Origin of the sequence: [Clostridium] citroniae WAL-17108 (genome assembly GCF_000233455.1) — a bacterium.
Classification (GTDB): Bacteria; Bacillota; Clostridia; order Lachnospirales; family Lachnospiraceae; genus Enterocloster; species Enterocloster citroniae.
The window spans coordinates 1,758,271-1,779,405 of record NZ_JH376420.1 but is presented as its reverse complement, the minus strand read 5'-3'; the positions used below and the strand labels follow the sequence as shown (position 1 = coordinate 1,779,405).

Genomic DNA, 21,135 nt, shown 5'->3' with positions numbered 1-21,135 from the left:
GTTACATATGTCAGTGTTAAAAAGAGAATATGGAAAAGAGCAGCCTTACATAGGATGCGGCATGTTTAAGATCAGGCTGCCCTTGATCCATTTTCGTTTTACCGGGCCGGAGGCAATCACCGGCCTTTGCAACAGCGTCACCTCCCTGGCGGCCATTGCCACCCTGGTGGGGATACTGGGGATTGAAGACCGTCAGGCGTGGGCCGTGATCGTGTTCAGCTGCCTGGCTTACTGTCTTCACTGGCTGTTGGGGGACGCCACGGTGGGAGGCTGGATCACTCCGGCCCTGGCCCTGGTCATTGTATATCTCAACGGGTATGGGGAAGGGATCCCAAGGATGCAGGCCATGTGCGCCCTGCAGCTGGAATTGGCTGTTATCTTTATTGTGCTGGGTGTGACCGGAGGCGCCAGGAAGATCACCGGTATGGTGCCGCCCTCCATCAAATCAGGGATTGTCATGGGGACGGCTGTCACGGCGGCCTTTAGCCAGTTTAAGGCAGGGGCAGGGTTGTACACTTACCCTATTACCATTTTTGCCGGTTCCATGGTGGTGTTTTACTTCATGTTCAGCACCTATTTTAAAAAACATTCAGACCGGATCCATCTGTTTAAGATCATGGGCCGGTTTGCATTTGCCTGCGGAGTGTTTGTCTGTCTTCTGGTGGGAGCCGTCACCGGGGAGATCGATTATTCTTCCGTCAGTTTTTCCCAGGTCCTGGCAGTTCCTGATTTTGCAGGAGCAGTCAGATCCATGTCGCCCTTTTTTATCGGCTTTGCGCCCCTAAGGATCTGGCTTCAGGCGCTTCCCATTGCTTTTGTGGCCTATATTATTGCCTTTGGTGATTTTATTACGGTCAAGCAGCTGGGGATGGATGCCGCCCGCGAGGATGAGCTGGTGGATTACAACACAAACAGGACCAATGTGGTGTGCGGACTGAGAAACCTGTTTCTGGGGCTTCTTACCCCGTTCCCTCCTCTGGGCGGTCCCATGAGCGCCCCCTATGCGGTTTCCACCTTCCAGCGCTATAAGAATTCAGGGCGGGAGGGCATGGACAGCATCTGGGACGGATACGGAACCAATATGATCCTGGCAGTGCTGGGCCTGTTCTGTTATCCCCTTTACCTGGTGGCCCTGGCCGGGTCCGGTGCGGTTCTGGCAGTGCTGGTAATGATCCAGGGCTATGTGTGCACCCAGATCGCCGTATCCCTTTCAGGAGATAAGACAGACTTGGGAATTGCCGGTATGATGTCGGGCGTCATGGTGGCAAAAGGAGGCGCATGGGGAATCGGGATCGGGATCCTTTTGTATTTCCTCCTGTGCGGTCCGGAAAAGATCAGGAAGGATTACCAGTTTAACCTGCAGAAACAGAGAGAAGAGGATGAGGTGTTGCAATGAATGGATTAGAGGGAATCAAGGTAGTGGACCTGACCGCCTATGTGGCGGCGCCTGCCTGTCCGCGTATTTTGGGAGAGATGGGGGCCACGGTATATAAGATCGAGCCCTTTACAGGAGATGAGCAGCGCACCCAGGGAGCCAGCTGGGGGATGAAATCCAAAACGGAATTTGACGACCAGGCATATGACCTAAGCTCCATGAATAAACAATGGCTCAGCGTAAACTTAAAAACCGCCCAGGGGCTGGAGTTTGTGTACCGGCTGATCGGGGATTCAGATATTGTTGTCACCAGCTTCCGGGATAAGGCCCTTAAAAAGCTGGGGCTGGATTATGAGACACTGAGTGAAAAGTTCCCCCACATTGTCTTTGGACAGATGCGGGGATATGGGGAGAGAGGGCCTGAGAAGGATTCCAAGGGCTTTGATGCCACTTCCTATTCCTCCAGAGGCGGCCTGGTCATGGCCTTTCCGCAAAAGGGGGAACACTTTGAGCCTGCCAACGTACCTGTGGCCTTTGGGGACTGGAACGCATCCGTGGCCCTTACGGCCGGGATCTTGGCAGCCCTGGTGCGCAGGCTGAGAAGCGGTGTGGGAGATAAGGTGGTGGTAAATCTGTACCACTGCGCCGTATGGGGCATGTCCAGCGCCGTGGCGGTTTCGCAGCAGGGGGGAGAGTATCCGCGTTCAAGGAAAGAAGTGCCCTGTCCCACCAACAACTGTTACCGATCCAGGGACGGCATTTGGTTTTTAATGTGCTTTGGCCATTACAACAAATATTTTGAGCTGGTCATGAGGGTCATGGGGCTGGACCATCTTATTGGAAACAAGGAATACGATACCCTGGAGGTGCTCAACGAGACAGGGAACAATGTGCAGATGATCCGGTGGATGGAAGAGGCCTTTGAAAAACAGGATTTTGCCTATTGGGAAAAGGCGTTTAAGGAAAACGACATCCCATTCCAGAAATGTTTTACCATGGACGACATTTTAAATGACCAGGAGGCCTATGACAACGACATCCTGAGAAAGATCCCTTATGATTCCCTGGGGGAAGTCAGCGTGCCCACCAGCCCCATCCGCCTGAAAAGCGTGGGGGATCCTGTCCTTGTAAGATCCAGACCCATTGGGGCGGATACCAGGAGGGTGATGGAGGAATACGGTTACAGCCGGGAGGAGATCACATGCCTGGAGCAGGCCGGCGCTGTCAAATGCTATGACGGCCCGCCGCTGCCGGAAAGCGTCACAGCCCCCAGCTACGGACCGGGATTTTCTGAAGCAGGAAACTGAAAAAAGGGGTTTTTGCCCTGCCGGAACATGGGCAGGGCAAAAGCCCTCAAGGCGCTTTAAAAAGGAGGTATTTTGTAATGAACCTTTCACAGCTTTATTATTTCCGCAAGCTGGCTGAAGTACAGCACTATACCAAGGCGGCCCAGGAGCTTTACATCACCCAGCCCAGCCTCAGCGCCTCCATCCTGTCCCTGGAGCGGGATCTGGGCATTGACCTGTTTCAGCGGGAAGGGAGGGGAGTGAAGCTGACCAAGTATGGGCGGGACTTCTACGTCCATGTGTGTAAGGCCCTGGTTGAACTGGAAGTTGGGATCGACAATGCAAAGGAAAATTCCGGAACCATAGGAGGTATGATCGATGTGGCCTGCATCCCCACCCTTTGCGGGGATTTTCTGCCCAGGTCCATTAACAGCTACATGCAGGAGTGCAATCCCACGGTCAAATTTAATGTGTTTAACGGCATGACCCCGGCCATTGTGGAGGGGGTCCGCTCGGACGCGTATGATGTTGGATTCTGCTCCATGTCGGAGGGGGAGACGGACCTGTGCTTTACCCCCATTCTGTCCCAGGAGTACACGGCCATTGTCAATAGTACCCATCCTCTGGCTGCCTTTGAGGGCAAGCCCATGAAGCTGGAGGATCTGGAGCCCTATGAGATCCTCACCTATCCGGAGAACAGCCCTGTGGGAAGGATCATAAAAAAGGAACTGAGAAAGCATAACCTGAAAGCCACCCACTATGGCTATGATGAAACCACCATTGGGGGATATGCCGCCATTAACCAGGTGGTTGCCATTGTGGCCGACACCCCGCTTTTAAAACAGTTTGACAACCTGGTCCACCTGGATGTGAAGCTGGAGGCAGAAGCCAGACTGGTCTATATGGTGTACCACAAGAACAATTACCTGACCCCGGCCGTGAAGAATTATATCCAGCATGTACTGGACAGAGGCCCGGAATTTGGCGGGGTATCCACCCTGGCGTAAGCTGTCCCGGGACAGGACCTACACCGGGTCAAAGAGGAACATGGTAAAGGTGGCGTCCGCCACCACTTTTCCCTCCGGGGTGGTGACCCCAACGTGGTGGATGACGGTCCGGCTCCCCTTGTGCACCGCGTCCGCCTGCACATACAGTTTTCCGGAGTTCACGCTTTTGATAAAGTGGATACAGCCCTGCTGGGTCACGTTGGACACCTCGTAGGCATAGGTGGCCATTCCTGCGGCCATGTCACAGAGGGCGAAGATCAAACCGCCGTGAAGATTGCCGTAAAGATTCAGGGCGGACGGATGAACGTCCCAAGCGATTTTGGCATGGCCCGGCGCGATTTCCAGGATCTGGACATGCTCCAGCCCTTCCAGGGATTGGACATGACGCCTGATGCCCTCCAGTATTTCCTGTCTCATGTGAATCATTACCTCCTGCCTTTGAATTGTTATGATTTGGATTGGGATAAATGTATCATATTACCCATTGTGATGGAGACAATATAACACATAAAGGTGAAGTGCACAATAGAAAAAAGATATGATAGACATAATCTATAGATTGTGCACAAAAGTGAGGAAAAGGACGATTGGATATGTGGATCAGATTATATTATAATGGAAACATCAAGAGATTGTTAAAAAATTGATAAAACAATACAGCAAGGAGGAATCACCCTATGAGTAAATTATCACCCCAGCAGTTCCAGGACTATCTGATGCAGATCCGGGCGCTTGCCGAAGGCCCGCTGGAAGAGATCCAGAAGGAAGTGGAAGTGACCAACAAGTTTCCCCAGGAGTTTTATGACCTGGCCATTGAGAATGATCTATACCGGTGTGCACTGCCCGAGGAATACGGCGGATACGGGCTGTCGGAACTTGAGATCCTTCAGGTCCAGGAGGAGTTTTCCAGGGGCCCGGGCGGAATGAGGATGCATCTCCACTATGCAATGGATCTGAACTGGAGAATCCTGGATGATTATGGAAATGAAGAGCTGAAAGCGGAGTATATGCCTAAATTCCAGGATAAGTCGGTCTTTACCTGTTTTGCCCTGACCGAGGCAGCCGGCGGCACCGGCGCCGACCTGCACACCACAGCGGTAAGAGACGGAGACAGTTACATACTGAACGGGGAAAAGACACTGATCTCCCACACGGACTGCTGTGAGTTTGCTTATGTGATCGCAGTGACCAATCCGGAGTCCGACAAGGCCGACCGTTTATCCGCTTTCTTTGTTCCCATGGATGCTCCCGGATTTGAGGTCATTAATATGCCTCATATGATGGGATGCCGGGGAGCCGGACACGGGGATCTTAAGTTTACGGACTGCCGCATTGACAAGAAATACCTGTTGGGAAAGGAAGGACAGGGACTTGAGATCGCCCTTCACTCCCTGTCTGTTTCCAGGGCCCATATAGCGGCCAGCAACCTGGGAATGGCCCAGAGGATGCTGGAAATGTCCTTAAAGTACGCGGCTGACCGTGTAACCTTTGGAAAACCCATCATCACACGTCAGGCGATCAGGATGAAGATCGCCAACATGCAGATGAATATCCATGCCCTGCGCTGTATGGTATATGATTTTGCCAGGGATTACGAGGTGGAGGCAGAGGGACCGTACATTGAGGAAAAGGCTGCCATGTGTAAGCTGTTCAGCATTGATACCGTAAGGCTGGTAAGTGACGAGATGCTGGAGATCTTTGGCGGCGTGGGATACTTTGAGGACAATCCTTACGGGCCTGTTGAGCGCATGTACCGGGACTGCCGCGCCATGTGGCTGGAAGAGGGCGCTCCCACCGTGCAGCGCATCACCATTTCAAAGAGTGCAGTTAAGTTCGGCGGTCAGGTCAAGTATGTGATCTAACCGGACGGCCCTGGGATGTGGCCCAAAAGATCCCGTGGGAGCAGGGCAGCCAGCCAGGATGAACAGCCGGATCTGGCTGCCCTGTCCTCTTATTCCAACAGTGTGGGAAACGGAATAGGGAAGATGTCTCATTATAACGAGAAGGAAGGGGAAAGAAAATGGCATTACTGTATACCGAGGAACAAAAAGAACTGATCGCCCTGGTACGGGATATGGCAGAGCATGAGATCAAGCCTTTTGTTCAGGAAGCGGACGAGAAGGGCGAGTGCCCCAGGGAATTGTTTGACTGGGGATTTAAGATGGGCCTCCACATGCTGGAGATTCCGGCCCAGTACGGCGGAACGGGTCTGAGCTATGAGACCACGGCCATGATTTTTGAGGAGCTGGCAAAGGTGGATGCCGGTTACGCGATCACATTTGTCACCACGTTTGTGGCCCTGCGCAACGTGATCCTGGCCGGAACACCGGAGCAGGCCCAGTACTTTGCGGATATTATAAACAGGGGGAGCTTTGCGGGCTTTGCCCTGACCGAACCCAATGCAGGTTCCGATCCTGCGGGCATCAGGGGAACGGCTGTGGCGGACGGTGACGAGTACGTGCTTAACGCCACCAAAACCTTTATAACCAACGGAGCCCTGTCCGATATTTACGTGGGCTTTTTTAAGACCGATCCGGAAGCCGGACACAAGGGGATTTCCGCCTTTATCATTGACAGGGATACGCCGGGAGTTTCCGTGGGCGCCCATGAAGACAAGATGGGGCTCAGGCTGTCCAACACAACGGATCTGATCTTTGAGAATGTGAGAGTGCCAAAGAGCCGTATGCTGGGGCCGGAGGGCTCAGGCTTTAAGCTGGCCCTAAATGCACTTAACCTTTCCCGGGCCTTTGTGGCAACGCTGGCCGTGGGCATTATGCAGAGGGCGCTGGATGAAGCCGTAAAGTACGCAAAGGAGCGCAAACAGTTTAACACTCCTATTATCAAATTCCAGATGGTCCAGGCACTTCTGGCCGACATGGCCATTAAGGTGGAGGCGTCCAGATGCCTTGTGAACAATACCATGAAGCTGATGGATGCGGGAAATCTGGTGCAGAAGGAAGGCTCCATCACCAAGACCTTTGTGACGGACTGCGCCCAGGAGGTCACCTCCAATGCGGTCCAGGTATTTGGAGGATACGGCTACAGCAGAGAGTATCCGGTTGAGAAGCTGATGCGGGACGTAAAGGTATTCCAGATTTTCGAGGGAACCAACCAGATCCAGCGCATGACCATAGCAAATGTCCTGAACAAGGAATACAAATAAGAAGGGGGTTCACGATGAAGATTGTTGTATGTGTAAAACAGGTTCCGGATACAACAGAGATTAAGATCGATCCGGTAAAAAATACATTGATACGTACCGGCGTTCCCAGCATTTTAAATCCCTTTGACAGAAATGCGGTGGAGACGGCGCTTCAGCTAAAGGATACATACGGCGGAGAAGTGACCGTACTTTCCATGGGGCCGCCTCAGGCCAAAGCCGTACTGAGGGAAGCCCTTTCCATGGGCGCTGACAGGGCGTATCTTATCACGGACAGGGCCTTTGGGGGCTCCGATACCTATGCCACCAGCTATATATTGTCCAGCGCCATCCGGCATCTGGGACCCTTTGATGTGGTACTGGGAGGAAAGCAGGCCATTGACGGGGATACGGGCCAGACAGCTCCCAGCATTGCGGAGCATCTGGGGATGATCCGTCTTACCTATATTGTCTCCATGGAGATCCAGGGGGACAAGGTGATCGCAAAACGCCAGGTGGAAGAGGGCGTGGAGGTGATCGAGGCAAAGCTTCCCGTGCTGTGCACCGCCACCAAGGAAACGAATAAGCCGCGTTACGCCACCATCAGAGGAAAGCTGGAATCCCTAAAGGCTGAGATACCGGAGCTGACCCTGGAGGATATGAAGGATATTATAGATACTGCCAAAATAGGATTAAAGGGTTCGCCCACCAAGGTTAAGGCAACCTTTACCCCCAAGCGCACGGCTGACGGGGTATATATAGCAGGCGGTCCCCAGAGCATGGCGGCATCGCTTCTCGACTGCCTGGAAGAGTCAAAGGTATTGTAGAAAGGGGGAAGAATCATGGGTTTTGAACAATATAAAGATGTATGGGTGTTCATTGAATGTTTTGAGGGAACCCCCAAGAATGTGGGACTGGAGCTTTTGGGCCAGGGCAGGAAGCTGGCGGAAGGCCTGGGACAGCAGCTGTGTGCAGTGGTCATTGGCAAAGAGGTGGAGAACGCGGTCCAGGCAGCGGGGATCTACGGCGCGGATAAGATCTATGTGGTGCAGGGGGATGAGTATGACCATTATTCCGCGGACGGATACGGGTATGCCTTCCTGGAGCTGTGCAAAAAGTATGATCCCAACACCATCCTGGTGGGAGCAACGGTCAATGGAAGGGATCTGGGCTCCAAGCTGGCGGTGAGCCTGCACACCGGGCTGACTGCGGATTGTACGGCCCTCAGCGTGGAAGATACAGGGAACGTGGTGTGGGAGCGCCCTGCCTTTGGAGGAAACCTGTACGCCCAGATCCTCTGCAGCGAGACACGCCCGCAGATGGGGACCGTAAGGCCCGGGGCATTTAAAAAACCGGCTCCCCTGGCTGAGAGCCGGGCCAGGATCATCCGCGAGGAGATCCATGCGGACCATATCCGCACACAGGTGATCCAGTTCATACAGGCATGTACGGACGGCACCATCCCGGTGGGGGAGGCGGATGTGATCGTTTCCGGCGGCCGCGGAATGAAGAACTCGGAAAACTTTGCCATCCTTAAGGAACTGGCCGACCTTTTAGGCGGCACGGTGGGCTGTTCCAGGGCAGCGGTGGATTCGGGGTGGATGCCCCAGTCCAGGCAGGTGGGGCAGACCGGCTCTACTGTGACTCCCAAGCTGTACATTGCCTGCGGAATCTCCGGGGCAGTGCAGCATGTGGCAGGCATGAGCGAGTCAGGAACCATAGTGGCCATTAACAAGGATGCTTCAGCCCCCATATTTGAGGTGGCGGATTACTGTCTGGTAGGAGATCTGTTTGAGATAGTCCCTGCCCTGACCAAGGAGTTAAAAGCCAGGAAGCAGGCCTGAGGATCGCGATGGATGGAATGAAGACAGACCAAAAGCAGATGGAGCATTACCTGAAAGAGGGATACTGGAGCCATGAAACCCTGTTGGACCGCTTTGTTCAGATCACGGAGCGGTTCCCGGACAGGGAATATGTGGTGGACGACAGGGGAAACCGCTGTACCTACAGGGAGATGGATATCCTGTCCTCCAAAGTGGCTGCCTACTTAAGGGACATGGGAGTGGAGACCGGGGACTGCGTATCCTTCCAGGTGCCCGTGTGGAGCGAGTTCATTGTCATTGCCTTTGGATGCATGAAGGCCGGCGCCGTAATGCACCCCATTGCCATGTGCTATGAGGAACCGGACCTGATCCACGCCATGAACAAAGCCGATACAAAGATCTTTTTCGGCACTGCCTGGTTTCGCGGCAAGGATTATGAGGCAAGGTTTCAGTCCGTAAGGGAAGAGATAAGGACTTTAAAACATGCGGTATTCCTGGATTCTCTGGGACCGGTAATAGGCGGGTTTACCACGTACGGTGAAATCCTAAAAACGTACCCGCCCCTTCCGCCCCGGGAGTACGGCCGGATGGACGGCCTGGACGTGGCCCTGATCCTGGGCACTTCGGGTACCACGGGTAATAATAAGGGCGTAATGCTGACCCACAGCAATATTATATTCAGTGAGGAACAGTTTAACAGGGAGCTTGGCCTGGATGAAACGGATATTATGTTCATGCCGGCGCCCCTAAACCATGCCACCGGTTTTCACCACGGCATCATCGCCCCCATGCTTTTGGGGGCGAAGGTAGTGCTTCAGCAAAGGTTTAAATGTCCTGAGGCCATAGAGCTTATGAACCGGGAAGGGTGTACCTATTCCATGGGATCCACTCCATTCATCTACGATATCCTAAACTGCCTGGAACAGCAGGGGGGAAGGGTCAAAACCCTGAAGTTTTACCTTTGCGGCGGCGCGCCCGTACCGGAGAATATGGTGAAAAGGGCCGCGGCCTTTGACATACGTCTGTGCGAGGTGTACGGATCCACGGAGAGCGTGCCCCATGTGTTTGTCAGGCCCCAGGAGGCGCCCGCCCTTAAAAAAAGTACGGCAGGACGCCCGCTGAAGGGGATCGAGGTGCGGGTGGTGGATGAGCAGGGAAGGGATGTAAAGCCGGGGACCATTGGCGAGGAGATATCCAGAGGTCCCAATGTGTTTGTGGGATATCTGAAGGACCGGGAGGAAACGGACCGGGTTTTAAAGGATGACGGATGGTTTTACAGCGGCGATCTCTGCGTCATGGATGATGACGGCTGCATACGCATTGTGGGAAGAAAAAAGGATATGATCGTAAGGGGCGGGGAGAACCTGAACTCCAATTATATTAATGACGCCATAGAGGGATGTCCCGGCGTGGCGGACCATGCTGTGATCGGAATGCCGGATGAGCGGCTGGGGGAGCGGATCTGCGCCTATGTGGTGCCCGGGGAGGGGGAGCCACCGGATCTGGGGCAGATGCTGGCCTATATGAAGGAAAAACACGTCCCCAAGCGTTTTTGGCCGGAACGTTTGGAATTGATCGGCAGAATACCGAGAACAGGGAGCGGGAAGGTAAAGAAATATCTGCTGCTGGAAGACTTAAAACAGAGGGGGTGAGACGGTGAAGGAGCAGGTGTTTGGCCCCAGAAGGAGCAGGGCTGCCAGAAAACCTTCTGTCCAGTGCCCCAAGGTCATATTCTACCGCTGTGAGGTCTGCGGCAGCATCTGCCAGCGCACGGGCTGGGCGGAAACAGAGTCCGGGATCAGCTGCTGCGGTGAGGAGATGGAGGTATTGGTCCCTGTCTCCAGCCGGGACCTGGGCAGCGCCGGCTCCATGAGCTACCGGATCGTGGGCGGCTATAATGACAATGCGGTCCAGGTATTCTTTCACATGGAAAAGGGCTATGAGCTGGAGTGGCTCTATCTGAGAACATTTACCGGAGGTTATATGAAATACATCATGCCCGGAAAGCGTCCGCCCTGCGTGTTTGCCCTGGCGGACGAGGATGCATTTTCCTATTGTGATGAAAGCCCGTGCCTGGAATGCACCTTCTGGTGCAAACGGGGCTTTGTGGTCTACGGCTACGTGAAGGGACTGGGGCTTGTGGAAATGCCTCTGGACCAGGTTTCGCCTTATTGGCAGTCAGGGGCAAAAACAAAAGGCTGAGTACTGTACGGCACAGGCACACAAACCGGCAGGCCAAGAGCATGGTCACGGCGTGACCACCGGCTACTGTACGGACAGGCGGCTGATCATACGTGCCAGGCAGTGAAGAAATTCGTTCTCATCCCTGGAAAAACGGTATCCGCTCCTGTAAATAAGCAGGTCCTTGTGTACGTTGCCCGGATAGCTGCAGGGCTTTTGGATCAGGCCCGTGGCCTCCAGACAGCTGTAGGGAACAGGGGAGGTCCACATGTAAGTGCCCGGAATCTGCCGCAATATTTCAAACTGGCTGCCTCTGTCATAGATGGAAATGGTTTTACGTGAATTTCCGCCTGTGGCAGAGGCATCTTGTGTTTCAAAGGTAAAGGAGGGATTTTGTATATCACCCTGGACCACCTCCATGCAGTCGGCAAAGTCCAGATAGGTAAGATGTTCCCTGTCAGCCAGCGGGTGGCCGGCGGACATGAGTACATTGCAGGAAAACTCCCACAGCTCCTTCCAGTCCAGGTTCTCATCCTGGAGCATTTTCATGTAATAGGATTCGTAGAGGGCCTGACACCGTATGATCCCCAGGTCAAAGCTTTTGGAGGACACGCCGCGTATGGTATCCCGGGAATTGGTCTCTTTGTAGCCAAGGCTCACGGAGGGGAATGAACGCATGTCCTTTAAGTAGTCTGTAAACGCATAGGAAATATAGGTGGCCCTGGGCACACTCAGACTGATCTCCAGGGTGCGCTCGCTGTTCTTGACGCACAGGGATTCGATCTGCTCCTCCTGGACCAGGATGGCTTTGGCGTAGCGCAAAAACTCTTCCCCCCGTTTGGTGGGAACCATCCCGCGGCTGGTGCGGTCAAAGATGGGACAGCCCAGATCCCTCTCCAGCTCCCGTATGATCTTGCTCAGGTGAGGCTGGTTCATATAGAAGTTTTGGGCCGCCTTTGTGATGGACCCTGTTTTTTCCACTTCAACAGCATATTTTAAATAAGAAAGATTCATATACAACTCCTGGAATTTTTGTGTTATTATATCAGTATATATCAGAACAACGAATTTGAAAAGGAAAACAGCAGGGGGTCATCATGGATAAGATCGACTACAAAATATTGAATATACTGAAAGAAAATGGACGGGAGACAGCATCGGATATCAGCAAGGCCATTCATTTATCCGTGTCAGCTGTGCTGGACCGCATTAAGAAGATGGAGGAGGCCGGGATCATCAAGGGATATACGGTGAGGGTGGATTCCAAAGCCCTTGGCAATGATGTGACGGCTCTGATGGAGATCAGCCTGGAACATCCAAGGTTTCACGATTCTTTTACCGAAGTGATCATGGGCCATCCCAACATCCTGGACTGCTATTATCTCACAGGGGATTATGATTTTGTGATCAAGATCACCTGTGCCTCATCAGATGAGCTGGAGAGCATACACAGGACCATCAAAAGCCTTCCCGGTGTCTCGGCCACCAGGACCCATTTTGTATTAAAGGAGATCAAGAACGTGTACTCAGCTATTCCTGAGCTGTAGAGCGTGCGTATATGAGGAAAAGGAGATCAGAATGCAATGAAGACACTGGGGTATTACAATGGAACATATGATGAGATCCATAAGATGACCATACCCATGAACGACCGGGTATGCTGGTTCGGAGACGGGGTGTATGACGCAGGCCCCTGCCGCAATTACAACATATTTGCCCTTGACGAGCATGTGGACCGCTTTTTTAACAGCGCGGGCCTTTTACGGATACAGATGCCCTGCACCAAGGAAGAACTGAAAACACTGTTAAAGGATCTGGTTATGGAGATGGACACCGGCGACCTGTTTGTATATTATCAGGTTACAAGGGGGACGGCTGTGCGCACCCATGAATTTCCCGCAGACGCTCCGGCTAACCTCTGGGTCATGTTAAAACCCCTTCCCTCCCCGGAACTCACTGAGAAGATCAAGCTGATCACCGTGGAGGATACCCGTTTCTTCCATTGTAATATAAAGACCCTGAACCTGATCCCCAGCGTCATGGCTGCCCAGAAAGCCAGCGAGGCGGGATGTAAGGAAGCTATTTTCCACAGGGGGGACCGTGTGACGGAATGCGCCCACAGCAACTGCCACATTTTAAAGGAAGGAATCCTGTACACGGCTCCCGCGGATAACCTGATCCTTCCCGGCATTGCAAGGGCCCACCTGATCAATAACTGTAAAAAATTAGGGATTCCTGTAAGCGAGACTCCCTATACCCTTGAAGAACTGATGCACGCCGATGAGGTCCTGGTCACCTCCTCCACCAAGTTCTGCTTGTCTGCCAGCGAGGTGGACAAAAAACCGGTGGGCGGAAAAGCGCCTGAGCTCCTTAAGAGGATCCAGGACGCTGTCCAGGCCGAGTTCATAGAGCAGACCGACCCTCATCTTGACTAATACACATCACAGTGATAGAATGTAAAACATGAAAAATACAGGATTAAAAACAATTGCATGGGTGTGTTCCCTTATATTAATAGGTACGGCTTGGCTGGCAGGATGCAGCAGAAAGAACGCAGATCCTGTCAGTCGGTCGTCTTTTTTGTTAAACACATTCATAACCGTTACCTTATATGATACCCAGGATGAAAAGCTGTTGGACGGCTGCATCCAGCTTTGCTCCGACTATGAAAAGCTTTTAAGCAAGACCATGGAGGGAAGCGAGATATACAGGATGAACCACAGGCAGCCCGGGGACCGGGTGTTTACGGTTTCGGAAAAGACGGCCAGGGTCCTTGCCAAGGGGCTGGAGTACAGCCGTATCTCAGGGGGTGCGTTTGATATTACCATTGAACCCTTAAGTTCTCTGTGGGATTTTACCGCAAAAGATCCACGGGTCCCTGCTGCAAAGGAGATCCAAAAGGACCTTCCCAAGGTAGGATACCAGAATATCCTTTTGGAGGGGGATCAGGTCACCTTTTTAAATGATGACACCACCATAGACCTGGGAGCCATAGCCAAAGGCTATATTGCAGATGAGATGAAGGCTTATTTGGAAGAAAATGGTGTAAAAAGCGCTGTAATCAACCTGGGCGGAAACATCCTGTGCGTGGGAGGGCTTCCAGGGGGAAGGCCCTTTAAGATCGGTCTTCAAAAACCCTATGCCACCCACACGGAGACCGTGGCTGCCCTGAAGATCACGGGAATGTCTGTTGTGTCCTCCGGTGTCTATGAGCGCCACTTTATCCAGGATGGGATCAACTACCACCATATCCTGGATCCGCGGACCGGCTATCCCTATGAGAACGGCCTGGTCCAGGTCTCCATTATTTCACCCAGGTCCATAGACGGGGACGGACTGAGCACCACCTGTTTTGCTTTGGGACTGGAAAAGGGCAGGGAACTGATCGAGTCCATGGAAGGAATCTACGGCGTGTTCATCACCCAGGACGGCGGGCTCCACTATACGGACGGCGCCGAAGACTTCCTATATAATGAATAGAGGATACAGGGGAAAGCGCCGTTTCCTTCAGGTTTTATGACATCTATTCCCCTTTACAATTCAACCCCTCTACCATATAATAGAAGGCGTACTTGAATGAAAAAGAACCAGGAGTAAGAAATGCTGCGTAAAATATGGGAAAAATGCGTGAATTACGAGACTGTGAGCTACCTGATCTGCGGTGTATTGACCACGGCGGTGGACTTTGCCGTATACACGGTTTTAAGAAACGTGGATGTAGGAGTGGGGGTGTCCCAGGCATTGTCCTGGCTGGCAGCTGTTTTGTTTGCCTATGTGGTGAACAAGCTGATCGTATTCCGCAACTATAACATGCGTCCCTCCTACCTTGCCAGGGAAGTGGGGACATTTGTGGCAGCCCGGGCTTTTTCAGGCGTGGTCACATGGGTCCTTATGGTGGTCATGGTCAGACTGGGGGGAGACAGGGGATTTATATATGAACTGTTCTGTAAGTTCACATCTTCTGTGATCAACATGGTCCTGAACTATGTGTTCAGCAAGCTGTGGATATTTAAAAAAGAATAAGCCTGAGTAGAGAAAGGTGACTGTAATGGAACGTGAAGAAATCGAACGGGTTGAACAGGAACTGGATGCAGTTCTGAAGCTTGTGCAGCCGGAACCGCCCATGCAGGATAAAGTGCCGGAAACGGAACATAGGACACATAAGAAACAGGCGGAGGAGGACTCCGCAAAGGAACAGAAGAGAAACAGCCCCCAGGAAGAAGCATGGAAAGAGTATGCCTTTTCCGAGGAGGATGAGATTGGAGTACAGATCATGCCCAAAGAAGATTCCGGTGAAGAAGAGATGTATTTTGATGAACAGCCCCCTTCCCAGGAAATCCTGCCGGAGGATTTTGAGACAGATCCCCGGTGGGATGAAGGGGACGAAGGGGATGAAAGAGAAGAGACAGAAGAAAGAGATGGACAGGAAGAAAGAACCTTGAGGAACCAGCGATGGGAACGGAAACGGGAATGGGCGGAATCCGGCAGGCCTAAGAGGACACTGCGGCTGCTGAAACCTTCCGATGGACTGGTGGCGGCCTTTTTTGTGCCGGTTATTGTAATGATCATCATATTTGCCCAGAGAGGCATCTTCCCCTTTGGGGAGGAAAGCTTTTTAAGGACAGATATGTATCACCAGTATGCCCCGTTTTTTTCCGAGTTTCAGTACAAGCTGACCCACGGGGGAAGCCTGCTGTACAGCTGGGATATCGGCATGGGAGTGAATTTTTCCGCCCTTTATGCCTATTATCTGGCAAGCCCGGTCAACTGGCTTTTGATCCTCTGTCCCAAGCAGTTTATTATTGAGTTTATGACACTGATGATCGTGCTTAAGATCGGACTGTCGGGACTGAGCTTTGCATGGTATCTGAAAAAGCATTTTGGCACAAGGGACTTCGGCGTGGGGCTTTTTGGCATCTTTTATGCGCTCAGCGGCTACATGGCTGCCTACAGCTGGAATATCATGTGGCTGGACTGCATCCTGCTGTTTCCGCTGATCCTTCTGGGTCTGGAGGCACTGGTAAAGGGAAAGAGCGGCCTTTTATACTGCATTACCCTGGGGCTCTCCATTCTTTCCAATTACTATATATCTATTATGATATGTATTTTTATGGTCATCTATGTCATTGCCCAGATGATCATCAACCCGCCGGGGGGACTGTGGGCGTTTGTGAAGACCTGCCTGCGCTTTGCGGTGTATTCCCTGCTGGCAGGAGGGCTGGCCGCAGTGGTGCTGCTGCCGGAGATCTATGCGCTGCAGGCAACGGCTTCCGGGGACTTTGATTTCCCCAAGACGGTTTCCTCCTACTTCTCCATCTTTGACATGGTTGCCCGCCATATCGGGAACGTGGGGACGGAGATCGGGCTGGACCACTGGCCCAATATATATTGCGGCGTGGCCGTGCTGATGTTCTTCCTCCTCTATCTGGGAAGCAGGAAGGTCGCTTTCAGGGAAAAGGCAGTGTACTGCAGCCTTTTGCTGCTGTTTTACGCCAGCTTTTCCACCAATGTGCTGAACTTTATATGGCATGGATTCCACTATCCCAACAGCCTTCCCTGCAGGCAGTCCTTTATCTACATTGCCCTGATGCTGTTCATGTGTTATCAGGCGTACATCCACCTGAAGGAAACCTCCTGGAAGCACATATGCCTGGCCTTCTGGGGAGCTGTCATATTTGTGCTGCTGGCTGAAAAGCTGGTGGACAATTCAGAGCAGTTCCACTTTTCCGTGTTCTATGTGGCGGTTTTGTTTATTGCAGCCTATGCAGGGCTGATCTACCAGTATAAAAAGGGCAGATGGAGCCTGGACGCCATCATACTGACAGCCCTTGCAGTGGTTGCCGTTGAGGCGGCTGTGAATACGGCGGTCACCAGCGTCCCCACCACCAGCAGGACCGCTTATGTAAAGGATAATAAGGATGTGGAGGAACTGGTGTGGAACCTGAAGCCGGATACCTTTTACCGGGTGGAGAAATCCGACAGGAAGACCAAGAATGACGGAGCCTGGATGAATTTCCCCTCCGTATCCCTGTTCTCTTCCACTGCCAATGCATCCCTTTCAGACTTTTTCCGTCTTCTCGGATGCGAGAGCTCTACCAATGCCTACAGCATCACGGGAAGCACACCCCTGGTGGACAGCCTGTTCTCCGTACTTTACGGCCTGTATCCCGACCAGCAGCCTGCATCCAGCCCCATGGACCAGGAAGCGCGAAAGGGCGGTGTGTGGCTTTATAAAAACAGATATACCCTTCCTGTGGCCTTTATGCTGCCAAAGGATGTGGAGGAAAACTGGATCATTGATTCAGGGAATCCGGCACTGGTGCAGAATGATCTGTGCGATGTGCTGGGTACCGGCCGCGTGCTTGTTCCCAATGAGAGTGTGACAGAGGGAAAGAAGCTTTCCTTCACAGCCCAGGAGACCGGGGATTATTACGTATATGTGACCAACAAAAAGGTGAAGGAAGTCTCTGTTGTAATAGGCGAGCATTCAGAAAGCTTTGACAATGTGGACCGGGGATATTTCCTGGAACTGGGCTGTGTTACAAAGGGACAGGAAGTAAACCTGGAATCCAGGGATGACGGGAATCCCACCCTTCAGGCAGAGGTGTGGCGTTTTGATACCCAGGCCCTTAAGTCTGTTTATGAGATCATGAATGCAAACCCTATCACCCTTACAAGCTGGGCTGATACAAAGCTTAAAGGCACTGTTACAGCCAGCCAGCCGGGGGTGATGTACACCAGCGTCCCATATGATAAGGGCTGGAGTATCCTGGTGGACGGTGTGCCGGTAACGCCCAGAAAACTCTTTGACACCTTCCTGGCCGTGGACCTAAGCCAGGGCACCCATGAGATTTCTATGACCTATGAGCCGGAGGGGCTTCGCACAGGCGCATGGATAACAGGGGCATCGGCTGCAATCCTGGGCTGTATTGTACTGGCAGGCTGTTTTAAAAAGAATCAAAAAGATAAGAAATCCAACAAAGCGAGGAGATAAAAGCCATGAAATTATGGGGAGGACGTTTTACCAAGGAAACAGATCAATTGGTGCACAATTTCAACGAATCCCTGTCCTTTGACCAGAAATTTTATCATCAGGACATAGAGGGAAGCATTGCACATGTGAAAATGCTGGAAAAGCAGGGGATCCTGTCAACAGAGGACAGAGATGATATTATCCGCGGATTGGAAAGCATTCTGTCTGACCTGGACAGCGGAGCATTGACCATATCATCCGATTCCGGATATGAGGATATCCACTCTTTTGTGGAGGGGACTCTGACAGAGCGTATCGGGGAAGCGGGAAAGCGCCTTCACACAGGGCGCAGCCGCAATGACCAGGTAGCCCTGGATATGAAACTCTACACCAGGGATGAGATTGATGAGATAGAAAAACTGGTAAAGGAATTGTTAATGGAGCTGCTGGTTATCATGGAGGCCAATACAGATACCTTTATGCCGGGCTTCACCCATCTGCAAAAGGCCCAGCCCATCACCCTGGCCCATCACATGGGAGCATATTTTGAGATGTTTTCCAGAGACCGCTCAAGGCTGCAGGACATCCGTAAGAGGATGAACTACTGTCCTCTGGGGTCCGGAGCGCTGGCAGGCACCACCTATCCTTTGGACCGGGAATACACGGCAGCCCTTTTGGGCTTTGACGGCCCCACCCTCAATTCCATGGATTCCGTGGCTGACAGGGACTATCTGATCGAGCTGTTAAGCGCCCTGTCCACCATTGCCATGCACCTGAGCCGGTTCTGCGAGGAGATCATTATATGGAACACCAACGAATACCGTTTTGTGGAGATCGATGACTCCTACAGCACGGGCAGTTCCATCATGCCCCAGAAAAAGAATCCCGACATTGCAGAGCTGATCCGCGGCAAGAGCGGCCGCGTCTACGGTGCCCTGGTATCCCTTCTGACCACCATGAAGGGGATCCCCCTTGCCTACAACAAGGACATGCAGGAGGACAAGGAACTGACTTTTGATGCCATTGACACGGCCAAGGGCTGCCTGGCGCTGTTCACAGGCATGATCTCCTCCATGTCCTTTCGCAAGGATGTGATGGAGGCCAGTGCCAAGAATGGCTTTACCAATGCCACGGATGCGGCCGACTACCTGGTCAATAAGGGGGTTCCCTTCCGTGACGCCCATGGGATCGTGGGCCAGCTGGTGTTGTTGTGTATTGGGAAGGGGATTGCGCTGGACGACCTTTCCCTGGAGGAATACAGGCAGATCAGCCCGGTATTTGAGGAGGACGTGTACGAGGCCATCAGCATGAAGACCTGTGTAGAAAAACGCGTCACCATCGGAGCCCCGGGACAGGAAGCCATGAAGCAGGTGATCGAAATCTACAGACAGCAGCTGGCCGGTTGACGGCAGGGCAATTGACAGAAGAAAAGGGCAAAGCTTCCAAAAACGCTGTCCTCAGGACAGGCGGCTGCTTTGTCCTTTTATCGTTCGCCGGACCATTGTCAGTACTAGAAAAAAACACCTCTTGACGATTTTTAAGAGGGATTATATAATATTTACATCATGCTAGTTGTAAAAACAACAGAAAGAGGGGCGGAATGGAGGAATATCTTCACCTTGTGAAAAAATCTCCGCTATTCTATGGGATTAATGATGACGAGCTTTACACGCTTTTAAAGTGCTGTGCCGCGGAGCAGATCGCTTATGAGGACAGCGAATATATTTTCCGAATGGGTGAATCTGTGAATAAAGTGATGATCCTGTTAAGGGGCAGGGCCCAGGTCATGCAGGAGAACTTCTGGGGACGCCAGGAGCTGATCTACCATATCAAAGAGGGGGAGCTGTTCGGCGAGTCCTACTCCTGTGCCAGGACCCCGGTGCTTCCGGTGAGTGTGATAACAGAGGGAGCCTGTGAGGTGCTGTTCCTCAATTATCAGAGGATGATCACCTTCTGCTCCCTGGCCTGTGAGTTCCACACCAGGTTTATCCATAATATGCTCCGCCTGGTATCGGAGCACAATGTAAAACTGGAGAATAAGCTGGAACATGTGTGCAGGAAAACTACCAGGGAAAAGCTTTTGTCCTACCTGTCCGAGCAGGCTGTTGCAAGAGGCGGACGGGATTTTGACATTCCCCATAACCGGCAGGAACTGGCGGAGTATCTTTGCGTGGACCGCAGCGCCATGTCCAGTGAACTGAGCAAGATGCGGAACGAGGGAATCCTGGACTTCCAGAAAAATCATTTTGTGCTCCACGACAGGTATGACGGCGGGCGCAGAGAGGGCGCATAAGCAGCTGACTGCTGATGCGCCCTGTTCCTCTTGGGTGACGTTTATTCCGGAAAAACCGCATTGAGGCATTTTTCCGCTGCTTCTTTGGAGATCAGGTTAATGGCCCTGGAGTCATCCTTTCTGGTGTAATAGCCGGTTCCCTCATCATCGGGACTGCCGATGGCAAGGGTGACGGTGCCTGAATCTTCGCCCTTTTCATAGGTCCAGGACAGGGTCATGACCGGGGCGGACAGGCCGAAGCTGCCCAGCTCCTCATCCGTGGCCTTATAGGTGGTACACGACTGGATGGACAGGCCGCCGATGGCCTGGGCCAGATTATTGAGGGCAGCATTGTCAGGCAGGCGGTTTTCCTCCCGGTCCGCGGAATCTTTGTACCAGGCGATATTATCCTCGCCGTCAATGGTCTTCTTTAGAAAATGTGATGTCTTCCCTTCCTTTGTAACCGTGATCTCCCTGATATCAGCACCGGTCACATAGGGGAGGGATTCTGTTTCCACAAAGTCGTAAAGCCCCTTTCCCGCAGTATCTGTCAGATAGTTCCCAATGGTATATACCTGATCGCTGCCTTCCACGCAGGCGTAGTATTCCGCGGCCGTGCTTGCGTAACCGGACGCCGTATCCCCGGTGCCGGCAACCTGGCTGCCCACCAGGATGGTCCGGGCAGTGCCGTCTTTTGACCGGGTCTCAAACCGGACAGACGGTGTATCAAGTCCGTAGGAAGCCAGGCTGTCCGGAGTGTCCAGGCGCCGTTCGGCCCTGAGCTTAGACAGGGTATCCGCCAGTGTGGACAGGGTATACTGGCGGATGGGGCAGTCCCTGTCTGTCTGATAGTACCATGTGTCGCCCTCCTTTTCAAAGGACAGACCCTGCCCGTCCTTTTCCCACGACAGGGAGGAAATCCCTTCGATGTCTGTCATATAGATCTGTTCCTCCTCCCGGCGTTGGCTGCTCTCACCGCTTTTCTTCTGCTGCCAGGTGATCAGGCCATAGGCGGCGCAGAGCAGAACCAGGATGGCGGCAGCCGGCACAAGGGCGTTTGTCTTTTTCTTCATATGCTG

The 21,135-nt window shown here is 52.7% G+C and carries 20 protein-coding genes; 17 read left to right on the top strand and 3 right to left on the bottom strand.

Annotation, left to right across the window (positions count from 1 at the left end):
- Nucleotides 1-7: 7 nt before the first annotated feature.
- The 3 genes from HMPREF9469_RS08020 to HMPREF9469_RS08010 all read left to right on the top strand — a co-directional run bounded on the left by HMPREF9469_RS08020 (nt 8) and on the right by HMPREF9469_RS08010 (nt 3,668).
- Nucleotides 8-1,396, top strand: coding sequence for a hypothetical protein (locus HMPREF9469_RS08020; RefSeq protein WP_007860818.1), 1,389 nt, complete (start codon nt 8-10; stop codon nt 1,394-1,396).
- On the top strand, nt 1,393-2,682 hold the full coding sequence (locus HMPREF9469_RS08015) for a CaiB/BaiF CoA transferase family protein (RefSeq protein ID WP_007860816.1): 1,290 nt from the start codon (nt 1,393-1,395) through the stop codon (nt 2,680-2,682). Before HMPREF9469_RS08020 ends, HMPREF9469_RS08015 begins: the two co-directional genes overlap by 4 nt.
- Before the next feature lie 77 nt (nt 2,683-2,759).
- Complete coding sequence (locus tag HMPREF9469_RS08010; protein ID WP_007860814.1) at nt 2,760-3,668, top strand: LysR family transcriptional regulator; 909 nt, start codon at nt 2,760-2,762, stop codon at nt 3,666-3,668.
- Nucleotides 3,669-3,686: 18 nt separating this feature from the next.
- Here HMPREF9469_RS08010 and HMPREF9469_RS08005 read toward each other — a convergent pair whose 3' ends face one another.
- Complete coding sequence (locus HMPREF9469_RS08005; RefSeq protein WP_007860813.1) at nt 3,687-4,085, bottom strand: PaaI family thioesterase; 399 nt, start codon at nt 4,083-4,085, stop codon at nt 3,687-3,689.
- Nucleotides 4,086-4,345: 260 nt separating this feature from the next.
- Between HMPREF9469_RS08005 and HMPREF9469_RS08000 the strand changes: the two genes are divergently transcribed.
- Genes HMPREF9469_RS08000 through HMPREF9469_RS07970 form a run of 7 tightly spaced genes read left to right on the top strand, consistent with a single transcriptional unit; the run spans nt 4,346 to nt 10,832 of the window.
- On the top strand, nt 4,346-5,530 hold the full coding sequence (locus HMPREF9469_RS08000; protein WP_007860810.1) for an acyl-CoA dehydrogenase family protein: 1,185 nt from the start codon (nt 4,346-4,348) through the stop codon (nt 5,528-5,530).
- Between the two features lie 15 nt (nt 5,531-5,545).
- A complete protein-coding gene (locus HMPREF9469_RS32385) occupies nt 5,546-5,725 on the top strand; it encodes a hypothetical protein (RefSeq protein ID WP_040415186.1) in 180 nt (59 codons plus the stop codon).
- Nucleotides 5,689-6,831, top strand: a complete 1,143-nt coding sequence (locus HMPREF9469_RS07990; RefSeq protein WP_007860809.1) for an acyl-CoA dehydrogenase family protein — start codon at nt 5,689-5,691, stop codon at nt 6,829-6,831. The genes HMPREF9469_RS32385 and HMPREF9469_RS07990 overlap by 37 nt, the downstream gene beginning before the upstream one ends.
- Nucleotides 6,832-6,845: 14 nt before the next feature.
- Nucleotides 6,846-7,634: an electron transfer flavoprotein subunit beta/FixA family protein gene (locus HMPREF9469_RS07985; RefSeq protein ID WP_007860807.1), complete on the top strand. Its 789-nt coding sequence runs from the start codon at nt 6,846-6,848 to the stop codon at nt 7,632-7,634.
- Between the two features lie 15 nt (nt 7,635-7,649).
- Nucleotides 7,650-8,651 carry an electron transfer flavoprotein subunit alpha/FixB family protein gene (locus HMPREF9469_RS07980; protein ID WP_007860805.1) on the top strand — a complete coding sequence of 334 codons (1,002 nt, stop codon included), beginning with the start codon at nt 7,650-7,652 and terminating at the stop codon, nt 8,649-8,651.
- A gap of 8 nt (nt 8,652-8,659) precedes the next feature.
- On the top strand, nt 8,660-10,282 hold the full coding sequence (locus HMPREF9469_RS07975; RefSeq protein WP_007860804.1) for an AMP-binding protein: 1,623 nt from the start codon (nt 8,660-8,662) through the stop codon (nt 10,280-10,282).
- A 4-nt stretch (nt 10,283-10,286) separates the two neighbouring features.
- Nucleotides 10,287-10,832, top strand: a complete 546-nt coding sequence (locus HMPREF9469_RS07970; RefSeq protein ID WP_007860796.1) for a hypothetical protein — start codon at nt 10,287-10,289, stop codon at nt 10,830-10,832.
- A 63-nt stretch (nt 10,833-10,895) separates the two neighbouring features.
- Here the strand turns inward: HMPREF9469_RS07970 and HMPREF9469_RS07965 are convergent, their stop codons facing one another.
- Nucleotides 10,896-11,825, bottom strand: a complete 930-nt coding sequence (locus tag HMPREF9469_RS07965) for a LysR family transcriptional regulator (protein ID WP_007860795.1) — start codon at nt 11,823-11,825, stop codon at nt 10,896-10,898.
- 83 nt (nt 11,826-11,908) lie between these two features.
- Here HMPREF9469_RS07965 and HMPREF9469_RS07960 point away from each other — a divergent pair, with 83 nt between their 5' ends.
- The 7 genes from HMPREF9469_RS07960 to HMPREF9469_RS07930 all read left to right on the top strand — a co-directional run bounded on the left by HMPREF9469_RS07960 (nt 11,909) and on the right by HMPREF9469_RS07930 (nt 20,077).
- Entirely contained in the window at nt 11,909-12,358 is a 450-nt protein-coding gene (locus HMPREF9469_RS07960) for an Lrp/AsnC family transcriptional regulator (protein ID WP_007860794.1), read from the top strand.
- 36 nt (nt 12,359-12,394) lie between these two features.
- Nucleotides 12,395-13,246 carry an aminotransferase class IV gene (locus tag HMPREF9469_RS07955; RefSeq protein WP_007860793.1) on the top strand — a complete coding sequence of 284 codons (852 nt, stop codon included), beginning with the start codon at nt 12,395-12,397 and terminating at the stop codon, nt 13,244-13,246.
- A gap of 79 nt (nt 13,247-13,325) precedes the next feature.
- Nucleotides 13,326-14,291 carry an FAD:protein FMN transferase gene (locus HMPREF9469_RS07950; RefSeq protein WP_040415728.1) on the top strand — a complete coding sequence of 322 codons (966 nt, stop codon included), beginning with the start codon at nt 13,326-13,328 and terminating at the stop codon, nt 14,289-14,291.
- Nucleotides 14,292-14,411: 120 nt separating this feature from the next.
- Complete coding sequence (locus HMPREF9469_RS07945; RefSeq protein WP_007860791.1) at nt 14,412-14,834, top strand: GtrA family protein; 423 nt, start codon at nt 14,412-14,414, stop codon at nt 14,832-14,834.
- 25 nt (nt 14,835-14,859) lie between these two features.
- Nucleotides 14,860-17,805, top strand: a complete 2,946-nt coding sequence (locus HMPREF9469_RS07940; protein WP_007860790.1) for a YfhO family protein — start codon at nt 14,860-14,862, stop codon at nt 17,803-17,805.
- A gap of 5 nt (nt 17,806-17,810) precedes the next feature.
- Nucleotides 17,811-19,190, top strand: coding sequence for an argininosuccinate lyase (gene argH, locus HMPREF9469_RS07935; RefSeq protein WP_007860785.1), 1,380 nt, complete (start codon nt 17,811-17,813; stop codon nt 19,188-19,190).
- Nucleotides 19,191-19,384: 194 nt separating this feature from the next.
- Nucleotides 19,385-20,077: a Crp/Fnr family transcriptional regulator gene (locus HMPREF9469_RS07930; protein ID WP_007860784.1), complete on the top strand. Its 693-nt coding sequence runs from the start codon at nt 19,385-19,387 to the stop codon at nt 20,075-20,077.
- A gap of 41 nt (nt 20,078-20,118) precedes the next feature.
- Here HMPREF9469_RS07930 and HMPREF9469_RS07925 read toward each other — a convergent pair whose 3' ends face one another.
- On the bottom strand, nt 20,119-21,129 hold the full coding sequence (locus tag HMPREF9469_RS07925; protein WP_007860782.1) for a DUF4340 domain-containing protein: 1,011 nt from the start codon (nt 21,127-21,129) through the stop codon (nt 20,119-20,121).
- Nucleotides 21,130-21,135 lie beyond the last annotated feature (6 nt).

What these genes read in the sequence shown, in the direction of transcription:
- HMPREF9469_RS08005 (WP_007860813.1), bottom strand. Translation starts at nt 4,085, where the DNA reads ATGAGACAGGAAATACTGGAGGGCATCAGGCGTCATGTCCAATCCCTG.
- HMPREF9469_RS08020 (WP_007860818.1), top strand. Translation starts at nt 8, where the DNA reads ATGTCAGTGTTAAAAAGAGAATATGGAAAAGAGCAGCCTTACATAGGA.
- HMPREF9469_RS08000 (WP_007860810.1), top strand. Translation starts at nt 4,346, where the DNA reads ATGAGTAAATTATCACCCCAGCAGTTCCAGGACTATCTGATGCAGATC.
- HMPREF9469_RS07980 (WP_007860805.1), top strand. Translation starts at nt 7,650, where the DNA reads ATGGGTTTTGAACAATATAAAGATGTATGGGTGTTCATTGAATGTTTT.
- HMPREF9469_RS07945 (WP_007860791.1), top strand. Translation starts at nt 14,412, where the DNA reads ATGCTGCGTAAAATATGGGAAAAATGCGTGAATTACGAGACTGTGAGC.
- HMPREF9469_RS07985 (WP_007860807.1), top strand. Translation starts at nt 6,846, where the DNA reads ATGAAGATTGTTGTATGTGTAAAACAGGTTCCGGATACAACAGAGATT.
- HMPREF9469_RS32385 (WP_040415186.1), top strand. Translation starts at nt 5,546, where the DNA reads ATGTGGCCCAAAAGATCCCGTGGGAGCAGGGCAGCCAGCCAGGATGAA.
- HMPREF9469_RS07960 (WP_007860794.1), top strand. Translation starts at nt 11,909, where the DNA reads ATGGATAAGATCGACTACAAAATATTGAATATACTGAAAGAAAATGGA.
- HMPREF9469_RS07975 (WP_007860804.1), top strand. Translation starts at nt 8,660, where the DNA reads ATGGATGGAATGAAGACAGACCAAAAGCAGATGGAGCATTACCTGAAA.
- HMPREF9469_RS07965 (WP_007860795.1), bottom strand. Translation starts at nt 11,825, where the DNA reads ATGAATCTTTCTTATTTAAAATATGCTGTTGAAGTGGAAAAAACAGGG.
- HMPREF9469_RS07955 (WP_007860793.1), top strand. Translation starts at nt 12,395, where the DNA reads ATGAAGACACTGGGGTATTACAATGGAACATATGATGAGATCCATAAG.
- HMPREF9469_RS08010 (WP_007860814.1), top strand. Translation starts at nt 2,760, where the DNA reads ATGAACCTTTCACAGCTTTATTATTTCCGCAAGCTGGCTGAAGTACAG.
- argH (WP_007860785.1), top strand. Translation starts at nt 17,811, where the DNA reads ATGAAATTATGGGGAGGACGTTTTACCAAGGAAACAGATCAATTGGTG.
- HMPREF9469_RS07930 (WP_007860784.1), top strand. Translation starts at nt 19,385, where the DNA reads ATGGAGGAATATCTTCACCTTGTGAAAAAATCTCCGCTATTCTATGGG.
- HMPREF9469_RS07940 (WP_007860790.1), top strand. Translation starts at nt 14,860, where the DNA reads ATGGAACGTGAAGAAATCGAACGGGTTGAACAGGAACTGGATGCAGTT.
- HMPREF9469_RS07925 (WP_007860782.1), bottom strand. Translation starts at nt 21,129, where the DNA reads ATGAAGAAAAAGACAAACGCCCTTGTGCCGGCTGCCGCCATCCTGGTT.
- HMPREF9469_RS08015 (WP_007860816.1), top strand. Translation starts at nt 1,393, where the DNA reads ATGAATGGATTAGAGGGAATCAAGGTAGTGGACCTGACCGCCTATGTG.
- HMPREF9469_RS07990 (WP_007860809.1), top strand. Translation starts at nt 5,689, where the DNA reads ATGGCATTACTGTATACCGAGGAACAAAAAGAACTGATCGCCCTGGTA.